The organism is Noviherbaspirillum humi (genome assembly GCF_900188095.1).
GTDB lineage: Bacteria > Pseudomonadota > Gammaproteobacteria > Burkholderiales > Burkholderiaceae_D > Noviherbaspirillum > Noviherbaspirillum humi.
The window spans coordinates 103,487-129,175 of the sequence record NZ_FZOT01000015.1 but is presented as its reverse complement, the minus strand read 5'-3'; the positions used below and the strand labels follow the sequence as shown (position 1 = coordinate 129,175).

Below are 25,689 nucleotides of genomic sequence, written 5' to 3'. Positions count from 1 at the left end.
AAAAAAAACGGGCCGCATGTGCGGCCCGTATCTCATCCGGCTGGCAGTGCTCAGGCGGAGGTGCCGTCCTTCTTGTCGGCAGCGGTCGACGCGGCCTGAGCCGTCTGCGCGGCAGCCTGGGTCATCGGCGTGACACTGGCGCTGACCACTTCCTGGGCGGCGCGGGCGGCAGGCATCGCGGCCGCGAACAGGCGATTCGGATTGGCATTCTCAAAGCCGGCCTTGATGTACGCCGTCAGGTCGTCCAGGGAAACGGGCAGCTTGGTCATCATTTCGGCGGCTGCCTGCGTGGTGCGGCGGCCGACATCGGAAAACCGCTGTTCGGTGGCTTTCACCAGTTCGGCCTGGGCGCCAGTGGCGATATTGCTGACATGGCCGCTGTAGGCGACGGCTTTTTCCATGGTGGGGCGTGCCTGGGAGGCGAGCAGCGCAACGAACTCCTGCACATTTTTCGCGCCGAGCAGCTGGCGGGTAGCTTCGGCGGATTCCTCGATCGAGGCGCGCATGGCGGTCAGGTTCAGCGTCGCCAGCTTTTCCATGCTTTCGATGGCGGTGCTGGTGAGGGCATTGTAGAAAGCGATCTGATTATCCATGCCGCTACGGGCGGCGCTGGCAAACGGATTCTGTTGGGCCGGAAACATGGCTTCTCCTAAAAAATGGATGCGGATTGCAAGGCTTGATGAAGTGAATGCAGCAAATATGCTGCGCAGCAGCAGCGTCTATTGTATAGCAAAGACGCGCTGCGACAGGCTCATTTTTTGTGCGTTGCAATAGAGAAGTGGAATCGCCCGCTCAGCGTGGCAGGGATTCGCTGCGCCGGCTGTTGCGGCGCTCGCCGGAAGAGGATGAGACGCAGAAATCCATATTGGTGATGCCGATGGACGCCGGCGGCCCGACCACGAAATCGAAGCCGGCCCGCACCGGGAAAAGATAATTGTCCTTGAGCAGGATGTCGGTATGGCAGTTGGGCAGGCCGCTGTACAGATGCTGCCGGACCTCGTTCCATAGTCCTTCGCTGATCCAGCCGCCGAGGAAGAGCTGGTTCGGATAGAGCGAGCTGTCCGAATGCAGATAACCGCGCTGGTTGTCCTGCAGCGAGGCATTCGGCGGCGGCCCGCCGTCGCACACCGTCAGTTCGGCCTTGCCGTCGCCGATCTGATAGGTTTCCTCGTTCTGTATCCCGGCGTACGCCACGCGCAGATGCCAGCGGCATTGCAGCACCACCTTCTTCTCCACCGCGTTGCGGCCCGATTCGGTTTGCTGGCCCTCGGTAATGACCATCTGGGTGCTCATCACCTGGCCGATCAGGGTCGGTTCCAGCCGGCGGAACTCCTCCAGGTTTTCATGCATGTTCCAGAAGAACCACTTCGAGCGCTCACCCTCGGACATCTCCGGCAGGTCGGAAATCTGCTTCTGCCCATACTGCTCGAGCGTGCGCATGGCGTCCTTGCGCAGCTTCTCGTTCATTTCTACAAGTTCGGGATTGAATTTCTGGTGATACTCGCCGCGCATGGACTTCTCCGAAAATCAGGCTGAATGAATGAATTCTGGTCAGGCAGAAAGACAGCAAAAAGCGTCGGCCCCGCTGGGTCTGCTCAAACGCTGGCGGCAGCGCGAGCGGCGCTCTTTTCCAGGGGTAATCCACAAGAGCGAATTACCGCCAGTAGATGCTTGCGTTTTGCATTAGTTCGATGCCCATGCTCGAAAGGCGAACTGGCGCAAGCTTTCTTCCGACTATGCTTCCGTGGCCGCCTGAACGGCGCTGTGCTAAGGTGGTCCGCTTCCCTTTCAAGGCTCCCTTTCATGACCAGTCTTCTCTACATCGCCGATCCCATGTGCTCCTGGTGCTACGGCTTCGGTCCCGAACTCGAGGCGCTGCGCGCCGGCATGGGCGGCATCCCGGTCGATGTCGTCGTCGGCGGACTGCGCGCCTATAACACCGAGGCCATGGGCGAGGAGCAGCGCCGCACCATCCTCGAGCACTGGCACCACGTCGCCGAACGCAGCGGCCTGCCCTTCGACGATGCCGCCCTCAGCCGCCCCGGCTTCGTGTACGACACCGAGCCCGCCTGTCGCGCGGTGGTGGCGGTGCGCAGCCTGTCGCCGGCGGCAGCCTTGCCGGCCTTCCTGGCGATGCAGCGCGCCTTCTATGCCGAAGGCCGGGACGTGACCGACCCGATGCTGCTGGCGGATATCTGCAGCGCGGTGCTGCGGGATGCCGGCCTCGATGTGGATGCCGAAGCCTTCCACCAGCTGTGGCAGGCGGAAAGCAGCAAGGCGGCCGCCCGCGCCGACTTCATGCAAACCCAGCGCTGGGGCGTGCGCGGCTTCCCGACCCTGGTGCTGGCGCGTGACGACCGGCTGGACCTGGTCTGCGCCGGCTACATGAAGGCGGACGCATTGCGCGATGTCGTGCAGCAGCTGCTGGCCGAGGATGCGCCGCACTGATCTTGCCGGCGCATCGAGCGGCGCATCGTGAGCGCAGGCGACGCATGGCTCACGATGCGTGGCCGCAAAATGAAAACCCCGGGCGCATCGTCCATGCATCCCGGGGTTTTTTCATTGCAGCGGCTCGCTGCCGGCTGGTATCCGCCTTCGTACGCCGAAGGCGGGGCAGCGGGGCGATTTACTTCGCGGTGGAAGCGGCCGGCGCGGAAGAAGCAGCCGGTGCGGCGCTGGTGGTCTTGGCGGAAGCGCTATCCTTGGCAGCGCTGGCCTTGGCCTTCTTCGCTTTCTTTGCCTTGGCTACCTTCTTGGTGCCGGCCTTGGTGCTGGCCTTGGCGCCATCGGTCTTGGCGGCATCGGAAGCAGCGGCGGGGGCGGCGGGCGCGGCAGAGGAAGCCGCCGGTGCCGCCGGGGTAGCCGGCGTGGCGGGCGTCGCCGCGGTCTGCGCGAATGCGGTGCCCATGGCGAAGGTGGCGGCGATGACGGTGGCGATCAGTTTGTTCATGCTGTGTCCTCTTGGTTTGAGTGGGTGTCGTAGAAGTGTTCTACGTGGCGGTTTAACGAAGCCCGCATGAACGCTGTTGACGTCAAGTTGTATGCGTTTGTAACGCCTCGCCTACGGCAGAAACCGGGAGGAGCGGAAAAGAAAAAGGGCGGCACCCGGCCGCCCTTGTCGCGAATTCCGGCCGCGGCCGGCGACGATGCTCAGTGCATGTGCTGGCCGCCGTTAATGGCGATGTTGGCGCCGGTGAGGAAGGCGGCTTCGTCGGATGCCAGATAGGCGACCAGGCCGGCGACTTCTTCCGGCTTGCCGAGGCGGCCCATCGGAATCTGCGGCAGGATCTTGCTCTCCAGGACCTCGTTCGGGATCGCCATCACCATCTTGGTGCCGATGTAGCCCGGCGAGATGGTATTGACGGTCACGCCCTTGCGCGCCACTTCCAGGGCGAGCGCCTTGGTGAAGCCGTGCATGCCGGCCTTGGCGGCGGAGTAGTTGGTCTGGCCGAAGGCACCCTTCTGGCCATTGACCGAGGAGATGTTGATGATGCGCCCCCACCCCCGCTCCATCATGCCGTCGCACACCTGCTTGGTCATGTTGAACACCGAGTCCAGGTTGGTCTTGATGACCGCATCCCAGTTGACCTTGTCCATCTTCTTGAAGGTCATGTCGCGGGTGATGCCGGCATTGTTCACCAGCACGTCCACCGGACCCATCTCGCGGGTGATCTGCGCGATGCACTCCTGGGCCGACTCGAAGCTCGCCACGTCGCAGGGATAGGCGCGAAAGTCGTAGCCCTGCTCCTTCATCGATGCCAGCCACTGCTCCGCCTTGGTATTGCCGGGGGAGTAGGTGGTCACCACCTGATAACCCAATGCCGCCATCTTGATGCAGATGGCCTCACCCAACCCTCCCATGCCGCCGGTAATCAACGCGATTCGTGCCATGTTGTTCTCTCTCTCTATTCCTGATGGGTTGACGATTGATGCAACTGCCTTTGCTGCCGGCCGTACCAAGGCCTTTCTTAGCGCTCCACTGCCAGAGCAACTCCCATACCACCGCCGATGCAGAGGCTGGCCAGGCCACGCTTTGCATCGCGACGGATCATTTCATGCAGCAGGGTCACCAGAATGCGGCAGCCGGATGCACCGATCGGGTGGCCGATGGCGATGGCGCCGCCGTTGACGTTGATCTTGCTGATGTCCCAGCCCATCTCCTTGTTGACGCCGATGGCCTGTGCGGCGAAGGCTTCGTTGATTTCCATGAGGTCGACGTCGTTGTGCGTCCAGCCGGCCTTCTTCAGGCAGAGCTGGGTGGCCGGGACGGGGCCCATGCCCATGATGGTGGGATCGACGCCGGCGGAGGAATAGGCCTTGATGCGCGCCAGCGGCTTGAGGCCGAGTTCCTCGGCGCGGCGGGCGGACATCATGATGACGGCGGCGGCGCCGTCGTTGATGCCGGAGGCGTTGCCGGCGGTGACGGTGCCGTTCTTGTCGAAGGCCGGGCGCAGGCTGGCCAGCGATTCGACGGTGACGCCGGGCTTGATGAATTCGTCGGAGTCGAACACCACCGAGCCCTTCTTGCTCGGGATCTCGAGCGGGATGATCTCGTCCTTGAACTTGCCGGCCTTCTGCGCCGCTTCCGCCTTGTTCTGGGAAGCGGCGGCGAATTCATCCTGCTCCTGGCGCGAGACGCCGTACTTCTTGGCGACGTTCTCGGCGGTGACGCCCATGTGGTACTGATTGTAGACGTCCCACAGGCCGTCGACGATCATGGTGTCGATCAGCTTGGCGTCGCCCATGCGGAAGCCGTCGCGGGAATTGTTCAGCACGTGCGGCGAGGCGCTCATGTTCTCCTGGCCGCCGGCGATGATGATGTCGGCGTCGCCGCACATGATGGCCTGCGCCGCGAGGTGGGTGGCCTTCAGGCCGCTGCCGCATACCTTGTTGATGGTGTAGCCGGGAACCATGTCGGGCAGGCCGGCCTTGATCACCGCCTGGCGCGCCGGGTTCTGGCCGACGCCGGCGGTAAGCACCTGGCCCATGATGACTTCGCTCACCAGCTCGGGCGCGATGCCGCTCTTGGCCAGCAGGTGCTTGATGACATGGGCGCCCAGGTCGGCGGCGGGCGTCTTGGCCAACGTGCCGCCGAATTTGCCAACTGCAGTGCGACCGGCCGCGACGATAACGACATCATTCATTTGATTCTCCAGAAAAATCCGATTAATTGAAGTGAGCGACCTTCTCGCTGTGAAACACGCCAGGGAAATATAAACCTGATAACGCCCGACTGCTAGCAAAACATCATCATTGCAGGCTGGTGCAGCAGTGCCACTGGCTATCATGGAATCACAACCCACCCGGTTGCCGGCTTGATCATGATCAAAAAACTAACAGGCGGACGGGCAGCTTGGCCCTGGTTGATTGCAAAACGACGACGGGGGAGCCGTGCGAAATGGCGGGGAGGCGGGGGAAGGAAAGGCGGCAATGCCATGCCGCCAGGCGCCTTGGGAACCGGTTCCGGGACGTACCGGATCGCGGAGGACTAGAGCGCTTGCAGAAGCTGCTGCAGCGTAAGCATGGCGCGCAAGCCGGCGGCCGCCTCGGCGGCGGGCAGCCGGGCCACCGTATCGGCGCGCAGCCGGGCGACTTCCTGGTCGATGCGGGCGATGATCTTGCGGGCCTTGGCGGTGACGCGCACCAGCTTGACCCGGGCATCGTCGGGCCGGGCCTGGCGGGTGATCCAGCCCTCTTGTTCCATCTGCTTGATGAGGCGGGTGACCGCCGGCGCCTCGATGCCGAGCAGAGCCGCCAGATCGGCCTGGGCGATGTCGCCGGCGCGGTCGGCATAGCGCAGCGCGCGCCACTTCGACTGGCTCATGCCGAGCGGCTTGAGGCGCTTGTTGAGATTCAGGCGCCACGCCCGGCTGACTTCGCCGATCGCGATCCCGAACTGCTCCTGCACCGAAATTTCGCTCATCTTCATCGAAAATCGCCCCGAAACTTGAGACTCATCATTGTAAGCGGATGCTAGAATGCTTGCTATTGTTAACTAATGACGGTTCTCAACTTTTAGGCCTGGACAGCATGGAATTCCGATGCTGGAACGGAACGGGAGCGGGAAGAACCCACACTTTCTGGTTTGCCATCATGAAGAAGAAACTGATCGCCGCCGCGATCGTCGTTGCCTTCGCGGGCGCAGGCGCTGTTTGGTACGGAAAGACCATGCAGGAGACAGAAAAGCAGTCCGCCAAGCCGGCGCAGCCGCCCGCAGTCACGGTCGGCACCGCCGCCGCCAGGCAGATGGACGTGCCGGTGCGCCTCACCGCCAACGGCAACGTCAGCTCGCTCAACAGCGTGGACATCCGTCCGCAGGTAACCAATACCATCGTCAAGGTGCATTTCCGCGAAGGCCAGTTCGTCAAGGCCGGCGAGGTGCTGTTCTCCCTCGACGACCGAGCCGACCGGGTCAACCTGCAGAAGGCCGAGGCGCAGCTGGAGAAGGACAAGGCCACCCTGGCCGACCAGGAGCGCCAGCTGGCCCGCAGCAAGGAATTGTTCTCCAAGGGCTTCATCTCGCAGAGCGCGGTCGATACCGTGGCGACCCAGGTCGAGGCCCAGCGCGCCACCCTGCGCGCCGACGAGGCGGCGGTGGCGGCGGCCCGGGTGGCGCTGAGCTATGACGTCATCCGCGCGACTTCCAACGGTCGCGCCGGCGTGATCAGCGTCTTCCCGGGCAGCCTGGTCCAGCCCAGCCCGACCGCTGCGCCGCTGGTCACCATATCCCAGCTCGACCCAATCGCCGTCACCTTCACCCTGCCCGAAACCGAGCTGCAGGCGCTGCTGGGCAACGGCCAGGCGGGCGGCAGCGTGAAGGTGGCGGCCAATGTCGCCGGACGGCCCGCGCCGCTGGAAGGCAAGCTCAGCTTCGTCGACAACGCCATCGACCCCCAGACCGGCACGGTGAAGGTGAAGGCCATCTTCCCCAATGCCGAGCAGGCGCTGTGGCCCGGCCAGTACGTGCCGATCAGCGCCACCGTGCGCGAAATCAAGGACGGGGTCGTGATCCCGCAGGCCGCCATCATCACCGGCATCGACAGCCGCGTGGTGTACGTGGTGGATGCCGACAAGACGGCGAAGCCGCGCCGCGTCGAGGTCATCTATTCCTTCGGCACCGACGCCGTGGTCAACGGCGTGAAGGCCGGCGAGATCGTGGTGGTGGACGGCAAGCAGAACCTGCGCCCCGGCAGCAAGGTGCGCGAAGCGGAAGCCGGCGGACAAGGCGGCAAGGGCCGCAGCAAGGCGGAAAACAAGGAAGAAGGACGCGGCCAGACCGTCGCCCAGAAGATCGCGCCATGAACATCTCGGAACTCTGCATCCGGCGGCCGGTGATGACCGTGCTGCTGAGCCTGTCGGTGGTGGTGGCGGGCATCCTGGCCTATCTGAAGATTCCGGTGGCGGCGCTGCCGAGCTACAACACGCCGGTGATCAACGTCACCGCCACCCTGCCCGGCGCCAGCCCGGAAACCATGGCGTCCTCGGTCGCGCTGCAGCTGGAAAAGCAGTTCTCCACCATCGCCGGACTGAACGTCATCAGCTCCACCAACACCTTGGGCACCACCTCGGTCACGCTGGAGTTCAGTCCCGACCGCGACATCGATGCCGCCGCCGTCGACGTGCAGGCGGCGCTGCTGCGCGCCCAGCGCCAGCTGCCGGTGGAAATGACCACGCCGCCGTCCTACCGCAAGGTGAACCCGGCCGACGCGCCGGTGCTGCTGCTGGCGCTGACCTCGCCGTCGCTCAACCTGTCGGAGCTGAACGACTACGCCGAGAACCTGATCTCGCCCAGCCTGTCGACGCTGAACGGCGTGGCCCAGGTCAACATCTTCGGCCAGAAGCGCTTCGCGGTGCGGGTGCGGGTGAATCCGGCCATGCTCACCTCGCGCAACCTGTCGCTGGACGACGTGATGAACGGCATCCGCGCCGCCAACGCCAACACCCCGGTCGGCGTGCTGGAAGGCCCGCAGCAGACGCTGACGATTCAGGCCAATCGCCAGCTGCAGAATGCCGCCCAGTTCGCCGACCTGATCGTCGCCACCCGCAACAACGCGCCGGTCAAGCTGCGCGAAGTGGCGGACGTGGAGGACAGCTACGAGTCGGTGAAGACCGCCAGCCGCTTCAACGGCGAGCGCTCCATCGTGCTGGCCATTCTGCGCCAGCCGAACGCCAACACGGTGGCGGTGGTGGACTCGGTGAAGAAGATGCTGCCGGTGTTCAAGGCGCAGCTGCCGGCCTCCATCCAGATCAACCAGCTCAACGACCGCTCGGTCTCCATCCGCGAGGCGCTGCACGACGTCAACATCACGCTCGGCATCACCGTGGCGCTGGTGGTGCTGGTCATCTTCCTGTTCCTGCGGCGGCTGGTGGCGACCCTGATTCCGACCATGTCGCTGCCGGTGTCGCTGATCGGCGCGGTGGCCCTGCTCTACGCCTTCGGCTACAGCCTCGACAACGTTTCCCTGCTCGGCATCACCCTGGCGGTCGGCCTGGTGGTGGACGATGCCATCGTGGTGCTGGAAAACATCGTGCGCCACGTCGAGGACGGCATGGAGCCGTTCAAGGCCTCGCTGGTGGGCGCCAGGGAAATGGGCTTCACCATCATTTCGATCTCGGTGTCGCTGGTGGCCGTGTTCATCCCGATCTTCTTCATGCCGGGCGTGATCGGCCTGCTGTTCCATGAATTCGCGGTGGTGGTGGCGCTGTCCATCCTGGTGTCGGCGGTGGTGTCGCTGACCCTGGTGCCGATGCTGTGCAGCCGCTACCTGAAGTCGGAGCATGGCCACCAGGAAAATTTCATCAGCCGGATTTTCGAGCGCGGCTTCGAGGCGACGCTGAACGGCTATGCCCGGACCCTGGACTGGGGCCTGCGCAACCGTCCCGTGGTGCTGGTGGTGGCGGTCGGCACCTTCGCCCTCACCGCCTATCTGTTCGTGACCATTCCGAAGGGCTTTTTCCCGGAGGAAGACATCGGCCAGATCAGCGTCACCACCGAAGCATCGGAGGACATTTCCTTCCCCGCCATGCAGACCAAGCAGGCGCTGGTGGCCGACATCGTGGCCGGCGACCCGAACGTGGAAAGCGTGGCTTCGGCGGTCGGCAGCAACAACAATTCGACCCTGAACAGCGGCCGCATGTTCGTCAACCTCAAGCCGCAGTCGCAGCGGGACAAGATGCCGAAGGTGCTGGAAAGCCTGCGCCGCCGCGTGCGCGCCGTGCCCGGCATCAACGTCTACTTCCGTCCGGTGCAGAATCTGCAGCTCGGCGGCCGCGCCAGCAAGAGCCGATACCAGTTCACCCTGCAGAGCGTGAAGGCGGAGGAGCTGAACGAATGGAGCAACCGCATGATGGAGCGCATGCGCGGCGAGCCGGGCTTCCGCGACGTCACCAGCGACTCCCAGCTCAAGGGCCTGCAAGCCAGCCTGCGCATCGACCGCGACAAGGCCAACCTGATGGGCGTACAGATGCAGGACCTGCGCAATGCGCTCTACAGCGCCTTCGGCGAGCGCCAGGTGTCGACCATCTACACCAGCACCAATGACTACCGGGTGATCATGGAAGTGGCGGAACCCTACCGCCGCGACGAGACCGCCTTCGACCGCATCAACGTGCGCGGCAAGGCCGGCAGCCTGGTGCCGCTTTCCACCTTCGCCACCGTGGAACGCACCGTCGGCCCGACGGCGGTGAACCACCAGGGCCAGCTGCAGGCGGTGACGCTGTCCTTCAACCTGGCGCCGGACACGCCCCTGGGCGAAGCCACCCAGCGCCTGGACCGGATCAAGGGCGAAATCGGCCTGCCGGCGAGCGTGATCACTTCCTATGGCGGCGACGCGGCGGTGTTCAAGGATTCCCAGGGCAGCCAGGCGGTGCTTCTCGTGGTGGCCATCCTGGTGATCTACGTGCTGCTCGGCGTGCTCTATGAGAGCTTCATCCACCCGCTCACCATCCTCGCCGGCCTGCCGTCGGCAGCAGTGGGCGCGCTGCTGATGCTCAAGCTGTTCAACATGGAACTGACGCTGATCGCCACCATCGGCATCCTGCTGCTCATCGGCATCGTCAAGAAGAACGCGATCATGATGATCGACTTCGCCCTGGACGCGCAGCGCAACCGCGGCATGGCGCCGGCGCAGGCGATCCGTGAAGCCTGCGTGCTGCGCTTCCGGCCCATCCTGATGACGACCTTTGCCGCCCTCATGGGCGCGGTGCCGATCGCGCTCGGCCTCGGCGCCGGCGCCGAACTGCGCCAGCCGCTCGGCCTGGCGGTGGTAGGCGGCCTGCTGTTCTCGCAGGTGATCACGCTCTACATCACGCCGGTGATCTACCTGTATCTGGATCGGTTCAGCGGGAACGGGCCGCTGACGAGAGAGGTGGAAGCGGCGTAGCAGCGGTTTCGCGACGCGTGGCGTCGCGAAACCGCGCCGCATCCCGGTCCTTCGCTTCGGAGGAGGAAGCCTGCCCTGCTGGGCGACACCGCCATCGGGGCTTGCCTTGGGTCTTGCTCCGGGCTTGGAACCTCATCCAAGTCATCCACGGTCAGGCCTGCTCGGTACCAAACCCGCATCGAAGAAAATGACGTTGCCGGACGGCAGGGAAACAGCTGCACCTGGCGGCTCAACGCCGAAGAGGGGAAGACAAAGGGAAAAGGACTGATGCGGCGCAAGGACTGGGGTGCCGGCGCCGCGCAGGAGATCGACTCATGCCGGGCGGATCAAGGCGTCCGCCCCGGAGCATGCCATGCTCAGGCCATCATCTGCTTGGCTTGGGCAGCATCGTTGGCGGCCGACTTGGGCTTGCCCTGGACATCGCTGATGCGGTATTTCATGCGGCGGTCGCCCATCAGGTCGCGCAGGTCGCGCACGCTCATGCCCGACACCTCATGCATGCGGATCAGCAGCGACGCGCTGACCGGCAGGCGGCCATGGCGAATCTTGCTGATGATCGGCGGGGAGATCTCCAGCGCCCGGCAGAGGGCGGCATCGTTCTTGAGACCCATCTTCTGGATCAGGGTGTCGAGCAGATTGTCGGGATCGAATCTGCCGGTTTCCAGCTTTTCCTGTTGTAGTGTCATGATCGTCCTGTGAAGTGAAGTGCTCTTGCTTACTGCCCGGTACTACTGTATTCCAGGCACTTATGTTCGCATTGACACATCACAGAGGCATGCATGATGTAACCAAATCTTGCAGCGTCTATCGCCGCAGCCTGCTCATTTTTCAGGCACCACCGCCGTCACCTCGATCTCCACCTTCGCCTCGTCCTCCACCAGTGCCATCACCTGCACCGCCGTCATGGCCGGATAGTGGCGGCCGATGATCTCGCGGTAGGCTTCGCCGATGGCGGCATAGGAGGATACGTACTCCTGCTTGTCCACCACGTACCAGGTCATGCGCACGATATGCTCCGGTCTGGCGCCGGCCTCGGCCAGCACCGCCGCCACGTTCAGCAACGCCTGCCGCACCTGGCCGGCGAAGTCCCTGGCCTTGAAGCGGCATTCGGCGTCCCAGCCGATCATGCCGCTGACGAACACCAGACGGCCGCTGGCGGCGATGCCATTGCTATAGCCGCGCGGGCGGGCCCAGCCGGGCGGCTGAAGTATCTGCATCATGAACCTGGTCCTTTCATTGTTGTTGAGCCTGCGCTTCCTTGAGCAGTTCGCGCGCGATGATCAGCTGCTGCACCTCGGTCGCCCCTTCATAGATGCGCAGCGCGCGGATCTCGCGGTAGAGCCGTTCCACTGGCTGCCCGCTCACCACGCCCAGCCCGCCGAAGAGCTGCACCGCGCTGTCGATCACCTGCTGCGCCGTCTCGGTGGCCCCCATCTTCGCCATGGCGGCTTCCTTCGTGACCTTGTGGCCGCCGTCGCGCATCCAGGCGGCGCGGTAGGTCAGGAGCGCGGCGGCGTCGATGCCGGCCGCCATCTGCGCCAGCTTGGCCTGGGTGAGCTGGAAGTCGGCCAGGGCCTGTCCGAACATGCGGCGGCCGGTGGCGCGATTCAGCGCCTCGTCCAGCGCGCGGCGGGCGAAGCCGAGCGCCGCCGCCGCCACCGAGGTGCGGAACACGTCGAGCGTCGCCATCGCCACCTTGAACCCCTGCCCCGCCTCGCCGATGCGGCACGCCGCCGGAACGCGGCAGTTCGTAAAGCGCAGCCGCGCCAGCGGATGCGGCGCGATCACCTCGATGCGCTCGGCGATCTCGAAGCCGGGCGTTCCAGCCTCGACGATGAAGGCGCTGATGCCGCGCGCCCCCGGTGCTTCTCCAGTGCGGGCGAACACCACATAGAAGTCGGCGATACCGCCGTTGGAGATCCAGGTCTTCTCGCCGTTGAGCACATAGGCGTCGCCATCCGGCACGGCAGCGCACTGCATGGCGGCGACGTCGGAACCGGCTTCCGGCTCCGACAGCGCGAAGGCCGCGATGGCATTGCCGGCCGCCACCCGCGGCAGCCAGGCCTGCTTCTGGGCGTCGCTGCCGAACAGGGAAATGGCGCCGGAGCCCAGACCCTGCATGGCGAACGCGAAGTCGGCCAGGCCGGCATGCCGCGCCAGGGTTTCCCGGATCAGGCAGATGGCGCGGGTATCGATCGCTTCCCCCGCGCCGCCAAGGGCGGTGCCGCCGACCGCATGCCGCAGCCAGCCGGCCTCGCCGAGCCGGCGCACCAGGTCGCGGCAGGCGGCGTCGACGTCGTGCTCATGCTCCTGGTCGACATGGCGCGCGGCCCAGGCATCAAGTTCCCGCGCCAGGGCGCGGTGCCGGTCTTCCAGGAAGGGCCAGTCGAGATAACGGGTGTCGGCCATGCTCAATCCCCCTCGAACACCGGCTTCTGCTTCGCCGCGAAGGCGTGGTAGGCGCGGTGGAAGTCGTTGGTCGCCATGCAGATCGCCTGGGCCTGGGCTTCGGCTTCGATCGCCTCGTCCACGCCCATGCTCCATTCCTGATGCAGCATCTTCTTGGTCATGCCGTTGGCGAAGGCCGGACCGGCGGCGATCTCGGCCGCCAGCGCCCGGGCCTGCGGCAGCAGGTCTTCCGGCGCGCACAGGCGGTTGAAGAAGCCCCAGCGCTCGCCCTCCTCCCCGCCCATGGAGCGGCCGGTGTACAGCAGCTCCGAGGCGCGGCCCTGGCCGATCAGGCGCGGCAGGATGGCGCAGGCGCCCATGTCGCAGCCGGCCAGGCCGACCCGGTTGAACAGGAAGGCGGTCTTGCTGCGGGCGGTGCCGAGGCGCATGTCCGACGCCATCGCCAGGATCGCCCCGGCGCCGGCGCAGACGCCGTCCACCGCCGCGATCACCGGCTGCGGGCAGGCACGCAGCGCCTTGATAACGTCGCCGGTCATGCGGGTGAAGGTGAGCAGGCCGGGCATGTCGAGCTTGGTGAGCGGGCCGATGATGTCGTGCACGTCGCCGCCGGAGCAGAAATTGCCGCCGGCGCCGGCCAGTACCAGCGCCCGCACGTCCTCCGCCTGGGCCAGGCTGCGGAACAGGTCGCGCAGCTCGGCATAGGACTCGAAGGTGAGCGGATTCTTGCGCTCGGGACGGTCGAGCGTGACGGTGGCCACCCCGCTCTCCATCTCGAAGCGGAAGTGGCGCGCCTGGTAGGCGGCGAGCTGCTGGCGGTTGCCGGGCAGCTGGTGCGGCAGGCCCTGGAGGTATCGCATGTCTGTGTCCTTTAGCTGTTCAGCTGATTTCATTCTTCCCGGCCGAGCTTGCGGCCGAGTTCCTGCTTCACCCGCGACAGCAGGCCGTAGAGCCTGTCCTTGTCGCCCGCGCCGATGCCGGAGAACAGCTCCTCGATCCAGGCTTCATGCACCTGCGCCATGCGGGCGAAGGCGCGGCGGCCGGCGGGCGTGAGCTTGACGCTGTAGGCGCGGCGGTCGGTCGGGTCCGGCACCCGCTGCACCAGGTTTTCCCGCTCCAGCTGGTCGGTGATGCTGGTGATGTTGCCGCCGGTAACCATCATCCGCCGCGACAGTTCGCCCATGCGCAAGCCTTCCGGATGCCGCTCCAGCTGCGCCATCAGGTCGAAGCGCGGCAGGGTGATGTCGAACTCGCCGCGCAGCCGGCCGCGGATCTCGTTCTCCACCATCAGCGTGGTCGACAGCAGGCGCAGCCACAGGCGCAGCGACTGGTGGTGGTCGGCGGTGAGGCGCGACTCCAGGTCGAGCATCGCATCGTCCGCCGGAGACGGGTCGTCGATCTTGAGGTTTGAGCTGCGGGGCATGGCGCTTCCTTTTCCAGATGTTCTTCTTCGCTTACATGACTTCGCCGCCGGCCACCGCGATCGCCTGGCCGTTGATGGCGGAGGAGCCGGGTGAGCACAGCCAGGCCACCGCCTGCGCCACTTCGTCCGGCTGCACCAGCCGGCCCTGCGGATTGGCGCGGGCCAGCTCGCCGCGCGCCTGCTCGGCGCTGCGGCCGGTCTTGGCGGCGATGTTGGCCACCGCCTCGCGCACGATGTCGGTGTCGGTATAGCCGGGGCAGACCGCGTTCACGGTGACGCCCTTCTGCGCCAGTTCCAGCGCCAGCGCCCGGGTCAGGCCGATGACGCCGTGCTTCGCGGCGCAGTAGGCCGACACGTAGGCGTAACCGGTCAGGCCGGCGGTGCTGGCGACGTTGACGATGCGGCCCCAGCCGGCTTCCAGCATGCCAGGCAGCGCCGCCTGGATGCCGTGGAAGGTGCCGCTCAGGTTCACGTCCAGCATGCGCTGCCACAGCGCGGCGTCGGTCTTGAGGATGGGCGCGGACGACGCCTGGCCGGCATTGTTCACCAGGATGGCGATGGGTCCGAAGGCTTGTGCCGCGCTCGCCATGGCCTGCGCCACCGAGGCGGGTTCGGCGACATCGAGCGTGACGGCGTTCACCTCGCCCTGGCCGCGCAGCGAAGCCGCGGTCGCCTCCAGCGTGGCGGCGTCCCGCCCCGCCAGCGTCACCCGGGCGCCCTGGCGCAGCAGGGCGGCGGCGATGGCGGCGCCGATGCCGCGCCCGCCGCCGGTGATGAAAGCATGCCGGCCTGCCAGTTCGCGCAGGGCTTCCATGCTCAGCCTTCCAGCAGCTTGGCCGCGATCTGCTGCGGCGTCAGGCCGGCGTTGGCGGCGGCCAGCTGCCGTTCCCGCTGCAGATTGCGCTCCAGCTGCAGCTTGCCGGCGCGGTACTGCTTCGGCCAAGGCATGTCGGTGTAGCCGATGCGCGCCGCCTCGTTCAGGGTCCAGGCCGGGTTGGCGAGATGCGGCCGCGCCACCGCGCACAGGTCGGCGCGGCCGGCGGCGATGATGCTGTTGGCATGGTCGGCTTCGAAGATGGAGCCGACGGCGATGGTGGGAATGCCGGCTTCGTTGCGGATGCGGTCGGAGAACGGCGTCTGGAACATGCGGCCGAACAGCGGCTGCTCCTGCTTGCTGACCTGGCCGGAGGAGCAATCGATCATGTCGGCGCCGGCCGCCTTGAACAGGCGGGCGATCCGTACCGCATCCCCCGGCGTGATGCCGCCCTCCACCCAGTCGTGGGCCGAGATGCGCACGCTGATCGGCTTGTCCTGCGGCCACACCTCGCGGATGGCGGCAAACACTTCCAGCGGATAGCGGCAGCGGTTTTCCAGCGAGCCGCCGTACTCGTCCGTGCGGCGGTTGGTGAGCGGCGAGATGAAGCTGGAGAGGAAATAACCGTGGGCGCAGTGCAGCTCCAGCCAGTCGAAGCCGGCCTCCTCGGCGGCCCGGGCGGCGCGCACGAAATCGTCCCGGATGCGCTCCATGTCCTCGCGCGTGGCCTCGCGCGAGCGCTGCGACACGCCTTCGATGTACTGCTGCGGCGAGGCCGACACCAGCGGCCAGTTGCCGTCGTCCAGCGGCAGGTCGATGCCATCCCAGGCGCAGCGGGTGGAACCCTTGGCGCCGGCATGGCCGATCTGCATCGCGATCTTCGCATCAGTGCTGCTGTGCACGAAGTCGACGATGCGCTTCCAGGCGGCGGTATGCTCCGGCCGGTACAGGCCGGGGCAGCCCGGGGTGATGCGGGCGTCGGCCGAGACGCAGGTCATCTCGGCGAACACCATGGCGGCTCCGCCGAGCGCCCGGCTGCCGAGGTGCACCAGGTGGTAGTCGCCCGGCGTGCCATTGACAGCCGAATACTGCGCCATCGGCGAGACCACGATGCGGTTCTTCAGCACCGTGCCGCGCACCCGGAACGGGGTGAACATCGGCGGGATGGGCCCGCCGCCTTCCGGCATGGGCAGGCCGGCCTGATCGAAGGCGCGCCGCGCGATCCAGCGCTCGAAGCGCTCAACATAGCCGGGATCGCGCAGGCGCAGGTTTTCATGCGAGATGCGCTGGCTGCGGGTCAGCAGCGAATAGGCGAACTGTTCCGCCTCCATGCCGGTGTAGCGGTCGACGTTCTCGAACCACTCCATCGAATTGCGCGCCGCGCTCTGGATCTTCAGCACCTCGATGGAGCGCGCCTGTTCATAAGCGTGCAGCACTTCGTCCATGGCCGCGTCGGCATGGGCGGCGAAGCTGCGGGACAGCTCGATCGCATCCTCCAGCGCCAGCTTGGTGCCGGAGCCGATGGAAAAATGGGCGCTGTGGGCGGCGTCGCCCATCAGCACCACCGGCACCCGGCGGCCGTCGATCTCGTTCCATTGCACCCAGTTGCCGCAGACGATGCGCGGGAACTTGATCCAGATCGCCGAGCCGCGCAGGTGGCTGGCGTTGCACATCAGCGGCTGGCCGTCGAGGTATTTGGCGAACAGGCGCTCGCAGAAGGCGATGCCCTCTTCCTGGCTCATCTTGTCGATGCCGGCCGCCTGCCACACGCTTTCCGGCGTCTCGACGATGAAGGTGGAAGTTTCGCCGTCGTACTGGTAGGCATGGGCCTGGAACCAGCCATGCTCGGTCTTCTCGAAGGCGAAGGTGAAGGCGGAAAACAGCTTGCGCGTGCCGAGCCAGACGAAGCGGCACTGGCGCGCTTCCACGCTGGGCGTGAAGGTCTCGGCATAGCGGTTGCGGATGCGGCTGTTCAAGCCGTCGCTGGCGATCACCAGGTCGGCGTTGTATTCGCGGGCGATGGCCTGGTCGTCGGCGACGTCGGTCTGGAACACCAGCTTCACGCCGAGCTGCTCGCAGCGCTCCTGCAGGATGTTGAGCAGGCGCTTGCGGCCGATGCCGCAGAAGCCATGGCCGCCGGAAGTGATGGTGCGGCCCTTGAAGTGGACGTCGATGTCGTCCCAGTGGTTGAAGGCTTGCAGGATGCTGCGCGCGGTCGGCTCGTCGGCCGCCACCAGATTGCCCAGGGTCTGGTCGGAAAACACCACGCCCCAGCCGAAGGTGTCGTAGGGCCGGTTGCGCTCGACCACGGTGATCTGGTGCGCCGGGTTCTGCTTCTTCATCAGCAGCGCGAAATACAGGCCGGCGGGGCCGCCGCCGATGCAGACGATGTTCATGGCTGTTCCTTGTTCCTGGGTCCTTGATGTATCAGCAGCAGTCCTGGCGCAGACGGAAGCGCTGCAGCTTGCCGGTCTCGGTGCGCGGCAGCGCGCTGCGGAACTCGATCTCGCGCGGATACTTGTAGGGCGCGATGCTGTTCTTGACGAAATCCTGCATGTCCTTCACCAGCGCCGGCCCCGGCTCATGGCCGGGCTTCAACACCACGAAGGCTTTCACGATCTGGCCGCGTTCCTCGCTGCTGCAGCCGACCACGCCGCACTCGGCCACCGCCGGATGCCTGAGCAGCGTCTCCTCCACTTCCGGACCGGCAATGTTGTAGCCGGCGGAAATGATCATGTCGTCGGTGCGGGCCTTGTACCAGAAATAGCCGTCGGCATCCATCTCGTAGGCATCGCCGGTGACGTTCCAGCCATGCTGCACGTAATTCGCCTGGCGCGGGTCGGCAAGATAGCGGCAGCCGGTCGGCCCCTTCACCGCCAGCCGCCCGACCACGCCCGGCCCCGCCGGCTTGCCGTCCTCGTCCAGGATGCAGGCCTGGTAGCCGGGAAGGGCGCGGCCGGTGGCGCCGGGACGAATCTCTTCCCCGGCGGCGGAAATGAAGATGTGCAGCATTTCGGTGGAGCCGATGCCGTCGATGATGTCGATGCCGGTGGCGCGGCGGAAGGCGTCGCGGGTCGACACCGGCAGGTACTCGCCGGCGGAGACCGCCTTCTTCAGCGGCGTCGGGCCGACTTCCTTGGCGCAGGCCGCCATCTGGCGGTAGAAGGTGGGCGCGGTGAAGCAGATGGTGGCGCGGTAGTCGCGTATCGCTTCCAGCAGCGATTGCGGCGTGCATTTCTCCAGCAGCACGGTGGCGGCGCCGGCGCGCAGCGGGAACAGCAGCATGCCGCCGAGCCCGAAGGTGAAGGCCAGCGGCGGCGTGCCGATGAAGATGTCGTCGGCCGCCGCCTTCAGGGTGGAGCGCGGGAAGCAGTCGCACACCGCCAGCAGGTCGCGGTGGAAATGCATGGTGCCCTTGGGCATGCCGGTGGTGCCGGAGGTGAAGCTGATCAGGCACACGTCTTCGGCGCTGGTATCGACGGCGGCATAGGTGTCGCGCTTGTCCTGCATGCGCTGTTCCAGCGCCTCCGGCGCGGCGCTGTTGAAGTAGACCACCTGCTTCAGCGTGGCGGCGGCTTCCCGCGCCAGCTCCATTTCCTCGCGCAGATTCTCCGAGCACAGCGCCGCCTGCACCTGCGCCTTGTCGAGGATGACGGTGAGTTCCTTCGCGCGCAGCAGCGGCATGGTCGGCACCGCGATGCAGCCGGCCTTGAACACCGCCAGCAGGCAGGCCGCCATCATCGGATTGTTGGCGCCGCGCAGCAGCACCCTATTGCCCGGCACCAGGCCCATGTCCTGCCGCAGCACCTGGGCGATGCGGTTCACCTGGGCCTGCAGCTGGGCGTAGCTCCAGGCACCCTGCGGCCCGAGCAGGGCCGGCCGGTCGCCATGGCCATTCGCCACCGCCTCGTCCAGCAGCACTTGAACGCAATTCAGGCGCGGCGGATAGCGCAGTTCGGGCCGGTCGAAGATGAACTCCGGCCACTCGCTGCGCGGCGGCAGGTGGTCGGCGGCGAAGGTGTCCGCGTGGGCGGTCTGCGTGGTGGCGGTCATGGCTGCTCCGGTGGAAAAGGGAGGGCGCGTAACGGCGGCATGTCGGGTCGGTGCGTCGCCGGGCGCTGCGGCGGCAGCGGCGCATTCGGGGATTTAGTTTAAGCTTCAAATAATTAAATTGAAAGGGATTTCTTTCAGGCTTGAAGTAAATCAAATTCGCCTTGCCGTGGCGGTGAAGCACGGGCCGGATGCCGGCGGCTCCAGATGGAAGCGGATGGCCAGGCCGAAACGCAGGGCACCAGCAGGCAAGCTTGGACGCTGGCCTGATCACCACGGATCGCCGCTAGTCTCATTCCCTGTCGGAATCCGGCAGATGCCAAACTTTCTTTACTGCAAGTATCGGTGCAAATCCCGGTCTGCTTGGTCCATGACGCCGATATGGAATCCCGAAAATGGTGGCGCTTTCCGCTCCCTCGATTCCGATGCGAAATACCATGACCTCACCCTTCAAAACCCTGCTGGCCGCTTTGGCCGGCGCCCTGCTGGCGGGTTGCGGCGGCCAGTCCGGCAGCCCTGAAACGCCGGCCGCGCTGCCGGCCGAACCGCCGGCCAGCCAGTTCGCCGCCACGGCGTCCATCACCCAGGCCAGCGCCGCGCGCTTCCTCGGCCAGGCGACCTTTGGCCCGACGTCGACCGACATCAGCGCCGTCATCTGGCGCGGCTATGACGGCTGGCTGACCTGGCAGATGCAGAAGCCGGCCAGTTCCCTCACCGCCGTCATGAACCAAGCCGCCGCCACCCTGCAGCCGCCAGCCACGCTGGCGCAGAACCAGTTCTTCGAAGCCTTCTGGCAGAAGGCGGTGACCGCCGACGACCAGCTGCGCCAGCGCGTGGCTTATGCGCTGTCGCAGATCTTCGTGGTGTCGATGGTGGACGTGCAGGCCGGCGGCATGCCGCGCGGCATGGCCGGCTACCACGACATGCTGGCCAACAACGCCTTCGGCAATTTCCGCGCCCTGCTGCAGAACGTCGCCCTGCATCCGGTGATGGGCGTGTACCTGAATGCCCTGCACAACGAAAAGGAGTCGGGCCAGCGCGTGCCGGACCAGAACTTCGCCCGCGAGATCATGCAGCTGTTCTCCATCGGCCTGGTGCAGCTGAATCAGGACGGGACCCCGAAGCTGGTCAACGGCGCGCCCGTGGAAACCTACGGCGATGCCGACATCGTCGGCCTGTCGCGCGTCTTCACCGGATGGAGCTGGGCCGGCCCAGACCAGACCGCCAACCGCTTCTACGGCTACAGCTCGCCGACGCCGGACCCCGACCGCGACATCAAGCCGATGCAGATGTACCCGCAGTTCCACTCCACGCTCGACAAGAGCTTCCTCGGCGTGACGATTCCCGGCGGCGGCAGCGGCCTGTCGGACCTGAAGATCGCGCTCGACACGCTGTTCAACCATCCCAATGTCGGGCCCTTCATCGGCCGCCAGCTGATCCAGCGGCTGGTGACGAGCAACCCCAGCCCGGCCTATGTGGCGCGGGTGGCTGCCGCCTTCGCCGACAACGGCAGCGGCGTGCGCGGCGACATGAAGGCGGTGATCAAGGCCGTCCTGCTCGATCCGGAAGCCCGCAGCGACGTCCCGACCGCCGACGGCGGCAAGCTGCGCGAGCCGGTGCTGCGCCTGGCGCACTGGATGCGCTCCTTCAATGCCAAGTCCGCTTCCGGGCGCTTCCTGATGACGACCACCGACGACCCGGTCTACACCCTCGGCCAGTCGCCGCTGCGCTCGCCATCGGTGTTCAACTTCTACCGGCCGGGCTACACGCCGCCCAACACCGCGATCGCCGCCGCCGGGCTGGTGGCGCCGGAATTCCAGATCACCGGCGAGACCTCGGTCGTCGGCTACCTGAACCTGATCCGCGACGTGATCCAGAACGGCGCCGGGACCAACCGCGACATCAAGGCCGACTACGGCGCCGAAATCGCGCTGGCCGCCACGCCGGACAAGCTGGTGGAGCGCATCAACCTGCTGCTCACCGGCGGCCAGATGTCGGCCGACCTGAAGAGCCGCATCGTGAAGTCGATTTCCAGCCTGGCGATTCCCTCGCCCACCGGCAGCAACGACGCGGCGATCAACAGCGCCTCGCTCAGCCGGGTGCAGGCCGCGATCTTCCTGACCATGGCCTCGCCCGAGTACCTGATCCAGAAATAGTCTTACGCACCAAGGAACCCCATGAAGCACAAGCCCGCCGGCATGCAAGCCTCGCGCCGACATTTCCTGCGCACCGCCGCCGCCCTCTCCACCCTCGGCGCCGCCGCGCCCTTCGCCCTCAACCTCGCCACCCTGTCGTCCGCCGCCGCCGCGACCGCGCCAAGCGACTACAAGGCCCTGGTCTGCCTCTTCATGTACGGCGGCAACGACCAGGCCAACACGGTGCTGGCCACCGATCCCGACTCCTGGCTGCAATACCAGGCCTACCGTGCCACCGGCACGCCGGACGCCATCGCCCTGCCCCCGGCGGGCGGCGCCGGCGGCGTGCTGCCGATCGCGCCGGCCAACGCCCAGGGCCGCAGCTTCGCCCTGCATCCGGCGATGCAGCCGCTGGCGGACCTGTTCGGCGCCGGCCGCGCCGCCATCGTCGCCAACGTCGGCCCGCTGATCTGCCCGCTCACGCTGGCGCAGTACCAGGCCCGCACCCTGCCGCGGCCGCCGAAGCTGTTCTCCCACAACGACCAGCAATCGCTGTGGCAGAGCTATGGCGCCGAGGGCGCGAAGTTCGGCTGGGGCGGGCGCATGGGCGACCTGCTGGCCTCCAGCAACGGCCAGGCCACCTTCACCACCGTCTCCGCCGCCGGCAACACCGTTTTCCTCTCCGGGAAGTCGGTGAAGCAGTTCCAGATGACTTCCGCCGGCGCGCTCTCCATCGCCGGCCTGAACGGGCTGTACGGCATCACCGCCGCCAACAATCCGCTGCGCTCCATCATCACCAGCGGCGGCAGCCATCTGCTCGAGCAGGAGCATGCCTCCATCGTGTCGCGCTCCATCGACGCCCAGAGCGTGCTGGCGGCGCAGCTGCCGCCGGCCTCGGCGCTGCTGGCCATCCCGCCCTGGATCAATCCCAACACCGGGCAGGCGGCGGCCAATCCGCTGGCGGTGCAGATGCAGACGGTGGCCCGGGTGATCGCCGCCCGCAACGGGCTGGGCATGAAGCGGCAGGTGTTCTTCGTCAACCTCGCCTCCTTCGACACCCATGACAACCAGCGGGTGAACCAGGCGGCGCTGCTGTCGAAGGTGGCGCATGCGCTCGGCTATTTCGATGCCGCGCTGGCCAACCTGCAGGGCACCGACATGCGCGCCCAGGTCACCACTTTCACCGCTTCCGACTTCGGCCGCACCTTCACCTCCAACGGCGACGGCACCGACCATGGCTGGGGCTCGCATCATTTCGTCATCGGCGGCGCGGTCAAGGGCGGCGACATCTACGGCGAATTCCCGCCGCTGGGCCTCGGCCATCAATGCGATGTCGGCTCCGGCAGCCTGCTTCCGCAGATCGCGGTGGACCAGTACGCGGCCACGCTCGGGAAATGGTTCGGGCTGGCGCCGGGCGATATCGCCGACGTGTTCCCCAACATCGGCAACTTCGCCACGGCCGACCTCGGCTTCATGGCGTGATGCGGGCGACCTGAAGGATTGCGCGCTCGCACTGCCGTCGCGGCAGAGCGGCGTCTTCGCCGAGAGCCGCGAGCCGCAGCTGACGCCGCGGAGCGGAAGCTTTTCGAAAGCGGGCGGCGAGGACGTTGAATGCCGCCGGCATAGCGCCGGCAGGCATCCGGTTCAGAGGGCAGTCAGTTACCCAGCTTCTGCTGGACCAGGCCATAGATGCTGTATCCGATGAGATCGGGCATCGCGTAATCCGGAAAGGCTTTCACGAACTCGGCCTGGATGGCTGCGTGGTGCGCGCCCTGCTTCGCCGGATCAACCAGTTCAGGCGCCTTGTCGCCGAGCCGCCTGATATAGGCACCGACGATGGCATCTGCCTTGTCCAGGTAGGCTGTCTGCTGTGCCACTGCCTTCGGCACCGGCAAGAATGCTCCCCTGCCGCCATAAGCCTTGCCCTGCCCCAGCTTCAGCAACTCCTGCAGATCTGACTTCCATCCCGCCAGGGAGGGAACCGGCTTGCCGTCGACGATGCCGCCCTCCAGCCAGGCGTGATTGCGCGCATGGATCAAATCGCCGACGATCAGGTCGCCGCTCTTATCGATCCGCACCACGGTCTGGTTGCTGGATACGCCCGGCTGCGGAAGTTCGAACAAGGTGATCGTCTCGCCCGATCTCAGCGTGATGACCTTGTTGCCGCTGTACGTCGTCTTTACCGGTTCCAGCTTGGGGTAGGTTTCATCGGTAAAGGCTTTTGCGATTTTTACCCAGAAATAACGTTTGTAGGCGTCCACACCAGGCATCGCTGCCGCCGTTCTGACCGATGCAATGCTTTCTGCACCGGCCTGGTGAAAAACCGATAGCGCATTGAACTTGTCCGGATTCGGGTGGGTCACGATCACCCGTGTCACCGGCGACTTGGTTTGCCGGCGAATCTCTGCGAGCAGCGATTCGGCATGCGCGGGCGTGAATTGCGTATCCACCACAGTGACTTCCTGACCGTCGTCATACCAGATTGAATGCGTGTTGAAGCCCGCCTGATCCGAGGTAAATACCTGCAACTCTCCTCCGATAGCGTTGCCGCCATGCACGGCAATGGCAAAAAGCGAACCCAATATTCCATGTTTAGTCATTTGCATCCCTTTCTTTGAAAGAAGGTCTGCAGAATAGAAATTCCGGACGTGCGGAGCTCGGCATACAATGACAACAAATATTGCCAAACAGACAAAACATGAGATTCATTGATCCCGATGGTGCAGAAAACCCTGTGTTTGTCCTGGTCCAGCGTTACGACGCGGGAGAAGGTAATTGGCATGTTCATCGCCGTGCCCAGCTTATCCAACCCGGTGAAGGCGTATTGACCGTGCGCACCGATGCCGGGGTGTGGGTCGTGCCGCCGCAACGGGCGGTCTGGATCCTCCCCGGCGAGCGGCATCAGGTATCGGCTGCGAAAGCCTTCCTGCTGCGATCCTTGTATGTTGATGCGTCGGCGGCGCCCATCCCGTCGCGCAGCGGGGTAATTTTCGTCGACCGCCTGCTGGACGCATTGATGGCCGAAGCCGCCACCTTCGGCCACAGCTTTCCTTCGCATGGGATGGAGCAGCGGCTGCTTCAAGTAATTCTGGACCGGCTCGGCCGGCTCGATGTCGTGCCGTCCTGGCTGCCAATGCCAACGGATGGGCGCCTGCTGCGACTCATCGGCTTGCTGGACCAGGATCCGGCAGAGGCCCGCACGCTCGACACCCTGGCTGGGCTATGCGGCATGACGGGCCGCACCGCTGCCCGCTTGTTTCTCAAGCAGACCGGCCTGACTTTCAGCCATTGGCGCCAGCAATTCAGGCTGCTGAAGGCCATCCATTTGCTGAGCATGGGCAAGAGCGTCACTTACATTGCACTGGAAGTGGGTTATCGAGACGTGTCGTCCTTCATTACGGTATTCAAGGAAGCCTTTGGCGAGACGCCGGCACGCTATTTCCAGTCGCAACAGAAGCGGCAGGAACGAATGCCCCGCGGGCGCGAGCCGAAACAGGCGGCAAGCCGTGCCGCATCGGCATGATCTGATCCGCCCTGGCACATGCCGCGCCTGCTCATGACTGCGCCAGCAGCTGCTCCAGCGCCGCCGGCTGAAACTGGCGCTCGGTGGTGATCGCATAGAAGTTTTCGTGCACCTTCGGCACCACGCAGTACTGCTCCAGCACGCCGCTGCGCAGCTCGTCCTGCACCACCACCGCCGGCACCAGCGACACGCCGCCGGAATCGCGCGTCAGCAGGCGCAGCATCGCCATGTCGTCCACCTCGGCGAAGATTTTCGCTTCCACCTTCAGGTCCTCGCACAGCAGATCGAACTGGGTGCGGATGTCGCTGGTGTGTCCGGGCAGCAGCAGCTTCACGCCGTGCAGGTCTTGCGGAAAGCGGAACGGCGCAGCCCCGCCGCGCGGCGGGCCCACCAGGCAGACCGGCTGGCGCGCGATGCGCCGGCAGCGCCACGGCTGCTCCGCTTCCGGCGTGACCGGCCGGTTCGACAGCACGAGGTCGAGCTTGTGCACGCTCAGCCGCGCCAGCAATTCCTCCAGGCCGCCCGATTCCAGCACCAGCTGCACCTCTTCCATGCCCATCACCGGGCGCAGGAAATTCTCCTGGAAGTTCCGGGATAGCGTCGCGACCGCCCCTACCCGCAGGCGCTGCAGGCGCCCGCCGTGCCCCGAACCCACCACCGCCATCAGCTCCCCGCCCAGCGCGAAAATGCCGTCGGCATAGCCGAGCACCATGCGGCCCGCCTCGGTGATCTTCAGGCTGCGTCCCTCGCGCAGGAAGAGGTCGTAGCCGAGCTGTTCCTCGAACTGCCGGATCTGCGCCGACAGGGCCGATTGCGATACGTGCAACTGCTCGGCCACCCGGGTGAGGTTGCCTTCCCTGGCGACGGACCAGAAATAATAAAGATGCCGGTAGTTCAGTCTTTGCATTGTTCTGTTTAATAGAACGTTTGTTGAACAAGTATATATTTTACTTAAT

The 25,689-nt window shown here is 65.8% G+C and carries 22 protein-coding genes; 6 read left to right on the top strand and 16 right to left on the bottom strand.

Going from position 1 to position 25,689, the window contains the following annotated elements; genetic code table 11:
* Window positions 1-50: 50 nt before the first annotated feature.
* Together CHB88_RS18675 and CHB88_RS18670 are read right to left on the bottom strand one after the other, a co-directional pair.
* The gene (locus CHB88_RS18675; RefSeq protein WP_089400862.1) at window positions 51-641 is read right to left on the bottom strand and encodes a phasin family protein; all 591 of its coding nucleotides are present in this window, start codon (window positions 639-641) and stop codon (window positions 51-53) included.
* Between the two features lie 151 nt (window positions 642-792).
* The gene (locus CHB88_RS18670) at window positions 793-1,512 is read right to left on the bottom strand and encodes a hypothetical protein (protein ID WP_089400861.1); all 720 of its coding nucleotides are present in this window, start codon (window positions 1,510-1,512) and stop codon (window positions 793-795) included.
* Between the two features lie 291 nt (window positions 1,513-1,803).
* On the opposite strand from CHB88_RS18670, the gene CHB88_RS18665 reads away from it, so the two are divergent.
* Window positions 1,804-2,448 (top strand): DsbA family protein, encoded by a 645-nt coding sequence (locus tag CHB88_RS18665; protein ID WP_089400860.1) that lies wholly within the window; start codon window positions 1,804-1,806, stop codon window positions 2,446-2,448.
* Window positions 2,449-2,626: 178 nt separating this feature from the next.
* Here the strand turns inward: CHB88_RS18665 and CHB88_RS18660 are convergent, their stop codons facing one another.
* From CHB88_RS18660 to CHB88_RS18645, 4 genes are all read right to left on the bottom strand, one after another.
* Window positions 2,627-2,950 (bottom strand): hypothetical protein, encoded by a 324-nt coding sequence (locus CHB88_RS18660; RefSeq protein WP_089400859.1) that lies wholly within the window; start codon window positions 2,948-2,950, stop codon window positions 2,627-2,629.
* Between the two features lie 200 nt (window positions 2,951-3,150).
* Complete coding sequence (phbB, locus tag CHB88_RS18655) at window positions 3,151-3,891, bottom strand: acetoacetyl-CoA reductase (protein ID WP_089400858.1); 741 nt, start codon at window positions 3,889-3,891, stop codon at window positions 3,151-3,153.
* A gap of 77 nt (window positions 3,892-3,968) precedes the next feature.
* On the bottom strand, window positions 3,969-5,144 hold the full coding sequence (locus tag CHB88_RS18650; protein ID WP_089400857.1) for an acetyl-CoA C-acetyltransferase: 1,176 nt from the start codon (window positions 5,142-5,144) through the stop codon (window positions 3,969-3,971).
* A gap of 344 nt (window positions 5,145-5,488) precedes the next feature.
* Window positions 5,489-5,929 carry a MarR family winged helix-turn-helix transcriptional regulator gene (locus CHB88_RS18645; protein WP_089400856.1) on the bottom strand — a complete coding sequence of 147 codons (441 nt, stop codon included), beginning with the start codon at window positions 5,927-5,929 and terminating at the stop codon, window positions 5,489-5,491.
* A 164-nt stretch (window positions 5,930-6,093) separates the two neighbouring features.
* Between CHB88_RS18645 and CHB88_RS18640 the strand changes: the two genes are divergently transcribed.
* Entirely contained in the window at window positions 6,094-7,302 is a 1,209-nt protein-coding gene (locus tag CHB88_RS18640) for an efflux RND transporter periplasmic adaptor subunit (RefSeq protein ID WP_089400855.1), read from the top strand.
* Window positions 7,299-10,382 (top strand): efflux RND transporter permease subunit, encoded by a 3,084-nt coding sequence (locus CHB88_RS18635; protein WP_089400854.1) that lies wholly within the window; start codon window positions 7,299-7,301, stop codon window positions 10,380-10,382. The genes CHB88_RS18640 and CHB88_RS18635 overlap by 4 nt, the downstream gene beginning before the upstream one ends.
* A gap of 356 nt (window positions 10,383-10,738) precedes the next feature.
* Here CHB88_RS18635 and CHB88_RS18630 read toward each other — a convergent pair whose 3' ends face one another.
* From CHB88_RS18630 to CHB88_RS18595, 8 genes are all read right to left on the bottom strand, one after another.
* Window positions 10,739-11,068 (bottom strand): helix-turn-helix domain-containing protein, encoded by a 330-nt coding sequence (locus tag CHB88_RS18630; protein WP_089400853.1) that lies wholly within the window; start codon window positions 11,066-11,068, stop codon window positions 10,739-10,741.
* 135 nt (window positions 11,069-11,203) lie between these two features.
* The gene (locus tag CHB88_RS18625; RefSeq protein ID WP_089400894.1) at window positions 11,204-11,599 is read right to left on the bottom strand and encodes a RidA family protein; all 396 of its coding nucleotides are present in this window, start codon (window positions 11,597-11,599) and stop codon (window positions 11,204-11,206) included.
* A gap of 16 nt (window positions 11,600-11,615) precedes the next feature.
* Window positions 11,616-12,791 (bottom strand): acyl-CoA dehydrogenase family protein, encoded by a 1,176-nt coding sequence (locus tag CHB88_RS18620; RefSeq protein ID WP_089400852.1) that lies wholly within the window; start codon window positions 12,789-12,791, stop codon window positions 11,616-11,618.
* Window positions 12,792-12,793: 2 nt separating this feature from the next.
* Window positions 12,794-13,648 carry an enoyl-CoA hydratase family protein gene (locus tag CHB88_RS18615; RefSeq protein ID WP_089400851.1) on the bottom strand — a complete coding sequence of 285 codons (855 nt, stop codon included), beginning with the start codon at window positions 13,646-13,648 and terminating at the stop codon, window positions 12,794-12,796.
* A 29-nt stretch (window positions 13,649-13,677) separates the two neighbouring features.
* Window positions 13,678-14,211, bottom strand: coding sequence for a MarR family winged helix-turn-helix transcriptional regulator (locus CHB88_RS18610; protein ID WP_089400850.1), 534 nt, complete (start codon window positions 14,209-14,211; stop codon window positions 13,678-13,680).
* A gap of 31 nt (window positions 14,212-14,242) precedes the next feature.
* Window positions 14,243-15,025: an SDR family NAD(P)-dependent oxidoreductase gene (locus tag CHB88_RS18605; protein WP_089400849.1), complete on the bottom strand. Its 783-nt coding sequence runs from the start codon at window positions 15,023-15,025 to the stop codon at window positions 14,243-14,245.
* Between the two features lie 2 nt (window positions 15,026-15,027).
* Window positions 15,028-17,421, bottom strand: a complete 2,394-nt coding sequence (locus CHB88_RS18600) for a bifunctional salicylyl-CoA 5-hydroxylase/oxidoreductase (protein ID WP_089400848.1) — start codon at window positions 17,419-17,421, stop codon at window positions 15,028-15,030.
* A gap of 31 nt (window positions 17,422-17,452) precedes the next feature.
* Window positions 17,453-19,078 (bottom strand): AMP-binding protein, encoded by a 1,626-nt coding sequence (locus tag CHB88_RS18595; protein ID WP_089400847.1) that lies wholly within the window; start codon window positions 19,076-19,078, stop codon window positions 17,453-17,455.
* A gap of 434 nt (window positions 19,079-19,512) precedes the next feature.
* Between CHB88_RS18595 and CHB88_RS18590 the strand changes: the two genes are divergently transcribed.
* Window positions 19,513-21,231, top strand: coding sequence for a DUF1800 domain-containing protein (locus CHB88_RS18590; protein ID WP_217900194.1), 1,719 nt, complete (start codon window positions 19,513-19,515; stop codon window positions 21,229-21,231).
* Between the two features lie 21 nt (window positions 21,232-21,252).
* Window positions 21,253-22,692, top strand: a complete 1,440-nt coding sequence (locus CHB88_RS18585; RefSeq protein WP_089400846.1) for a DUF1501 domain-containing protein — start codon at window positions 21,253-21,255, stop codon at window positions 22,690-22,692.
* A 173-nt stretch (window positions 22,693-22,865) separates the two neighbouring features.
* Here CHB88_RS18585 and CHB88_RS18580 read toward each other — a convergent pair whose 3' ends face one another.
* Entirely contained in the window at window positions 22,866-23,816 is a 951-nt protein-coding gene (locus CHB88_RS18580) for an MBL fold metallo-hydrolase (protein WP_089400845.1), read from the bottom strand.
* Window positions 23,817-23,908: 92 nt separating this feature from the next.
* On the opposite strand from CHB88_RS18580, the gene CHB88_RS18575 reads away from it, so the two are divergent.
* Window positions 23,909-24,733 carry an AraC family transcriptional regulator gene (locus tag CHB88_RS18575; RefSeq protein WP_089400844.1) on the top strand — a complete coding sequence of 275 codons (825 nt, stop codon included), beginning with the start codon at window positions 23,909-23,911 and terminating at the stop codon, window positions 24,731-24,733.
* A gap of 31 nt (window positions 24,734-24,764) precedes the next feature.
* Here the strand turns inward: CHB88_RS18575 and CHB88_RS18570 are convergent, their stop codons facing one another.
* Window positions 24,765-25,640: a LysR family transcriptional regulator gene (locus tag CHB88_RS18570; RefSeq protein ID WP_089400843.1), complete on the bottom strand. Its 876-nt coding sequence runs from the start codon at window positions 25,638-25,640 to the stop codon at window positions 24,765-24,767.
* Window positions 25,641-25,689: the final 49 nt, after the last annotated feature.

What these genes read in the sequence shown, in the direction of transcription:
- CHB88_RS18675 (WP_089400862.1), bottom strand. Translation starts at nt 641, where the DNA reads ATGTTTCCGGCCCAACAGAATCCGTTTGCCAGCGCCGCCCGTAGCGGC.
- CHB88_RS18670 (WP_089400861.1), bottom strand. Translation starts at nt 1,512, where the DNA reads ATGCGCGGCGAGTATCACCAGAAATTCAATCCCGAACTTGTAGAAATG.
- CHB88_RS18665 (WP_089400860.1), top strand. Translation starts at nt 1,804, where the DNA reads ATGACCAGTCTTCTCTACATCGCCGATCCCATGTGCTCCTGGTGCTAC.
- CHB88_RS18660 (WP_089400859.1), bottom strand. Translation starts at nt 2,950, where the DNA reads ATGAACAAACTGATCGCCACCGTCATCGCCGCCACCTTCGCCATGGGC.
- phbB (WP_089400858.1), bottom strand. Translation starts at nt 3,891, where the DNA reads ATGGCACGAATCGCGTTGATTACCGGCGGCATGGGAGGGTTGGGTGAG.
- CHB88_RS18650 (WP_089400857.1), bottom strand. Translation starts at nt 5,144, where the DNA reads ATGAATGATGTCGTTATCGTCGCGGCCGGTCGCACTGCAGTTGGCAAA.
- CHB88_RS18645 (WP_089400856.1), bottom strand. Translation starts at nt 5,929, where the DNA reads ATGAAGATGAGCGAAATTTCGGTGCAGGAGCAGTTCGGGATCGCGATC.
- CHB88_RS18640 (WP_089400855.1), top strand. Translation starts at nt 6,094, where the DNA reads ATGAAGAAGAAACTGATCGCCGCCGCGATCGTCGTTGCCTTCGCGGGC.
- CHB88_RS18635 (WP_089400854.1), top strand. Translation starts at nt 7,299, where the DNA reads ATGAACATCTCGGAACTCTGCATCCGGCGGCCGGTGATGACCGTGCTG.
- CHB88_RS18630 (WP_089400853.1), bottom strand. Translation starts at nt 11,068, where the DNA reads ATGACACTACAACAGGAAAAGCTGGAAACCGGCAGATTCGATCCCGAC.
- CHB88_RS18625 (WP_089400894.1), bottom strand. Translation starts at nt 11,599, where the DNA reads ATGCAGATACTTCAGCCGCCCGGCTGGGCCCGCCCGCGCGGCTATAGC.
- CHB88_RS18620 (WP_089400852.1), bottom strand. Translation starts at nt 12,791, where the DNA reads ATGGCCGACACCCGTTATCTCGACTGGCCCTTCCTGGAAGACCGGCAC.
- CHB88_RS18615 (WP_089400851.1), bottom strand. Translation starts at nt 13,648, where the DNA reads ATGCGATACCTCCAGGGCCTGCCGCACCAGCTGCCCGGCAACCGCCAG.
- CHB88_RS18610 (WP_089400850.1), bottom strand. Translation starts at nt 14,211, where the DNA reads ATGCCCCGCAGCTCAAACCTCAAGATCGACGACCCGTCTCCGGCGGAC.
- CHB88_RS18605 (WP_089400849.1), bottom strand. Translation starts at nt 15,025, where the DNA reads ATGGAAGCCCTGCGCGAACTGGCAGGCCGGCATGCTTTCATCACCGGC.
- CHB88_RS18600 (WP_089400848.1), bottom strand. Translation starts at nt 17,421, where the DNA reads ATGAACATCGTCTGCATCGGCGGCGGCCCCGCCGGCCTGTATTTCGCG.
- CHB88_RS18595 (WP_089400847.1), bottom strand. Translation starts at nt 19,078, where the DNA reads ATGACCGCCACCACGCAGACCGCCCACGCGGACACCTTCGCCGCCGAC.
- CHB88_RS18590 (WP_217900194.1), top strand. Translation starts at nt 19,513, where the DNA reads ATGACCTCACCCTTCAAAACCCTGCTGGCCGCTTTGGCCGGCGCCCTG.
- CHB88_RS18585 (WP_089400846.1), top strand. Translation starts at nt 21,253, where the DNA reads ATGAAGCACAAGCCCGCCGGCATGCAAGCCTCGCGCCGACATTTCCTG.
- CHB88_RS18580 (WP_089400845.1), bottom strand. Translation starts at nt 23,816, where the DNA reads ATGCAAATGACTAAACATGGAATATTGGGTTCGCTTTTTGCCATTGCC.
- CHB88_RS18575 (WP_089400844.1), top strand. Translation starts at nt 23,909, where the DNA reads ATGAGATTCATTGATCCCGATGGTGCAGAAAACCCTGTGTTTGTCCTG.
- CHB88_RS18570 (WP_089400843.1), bottom strand. Translation starts at nt 25,640, where the DNA reads ATGCAAAGACTGAACTACCGGCATCTTTATTATTTCTGGTCCGTCGCC.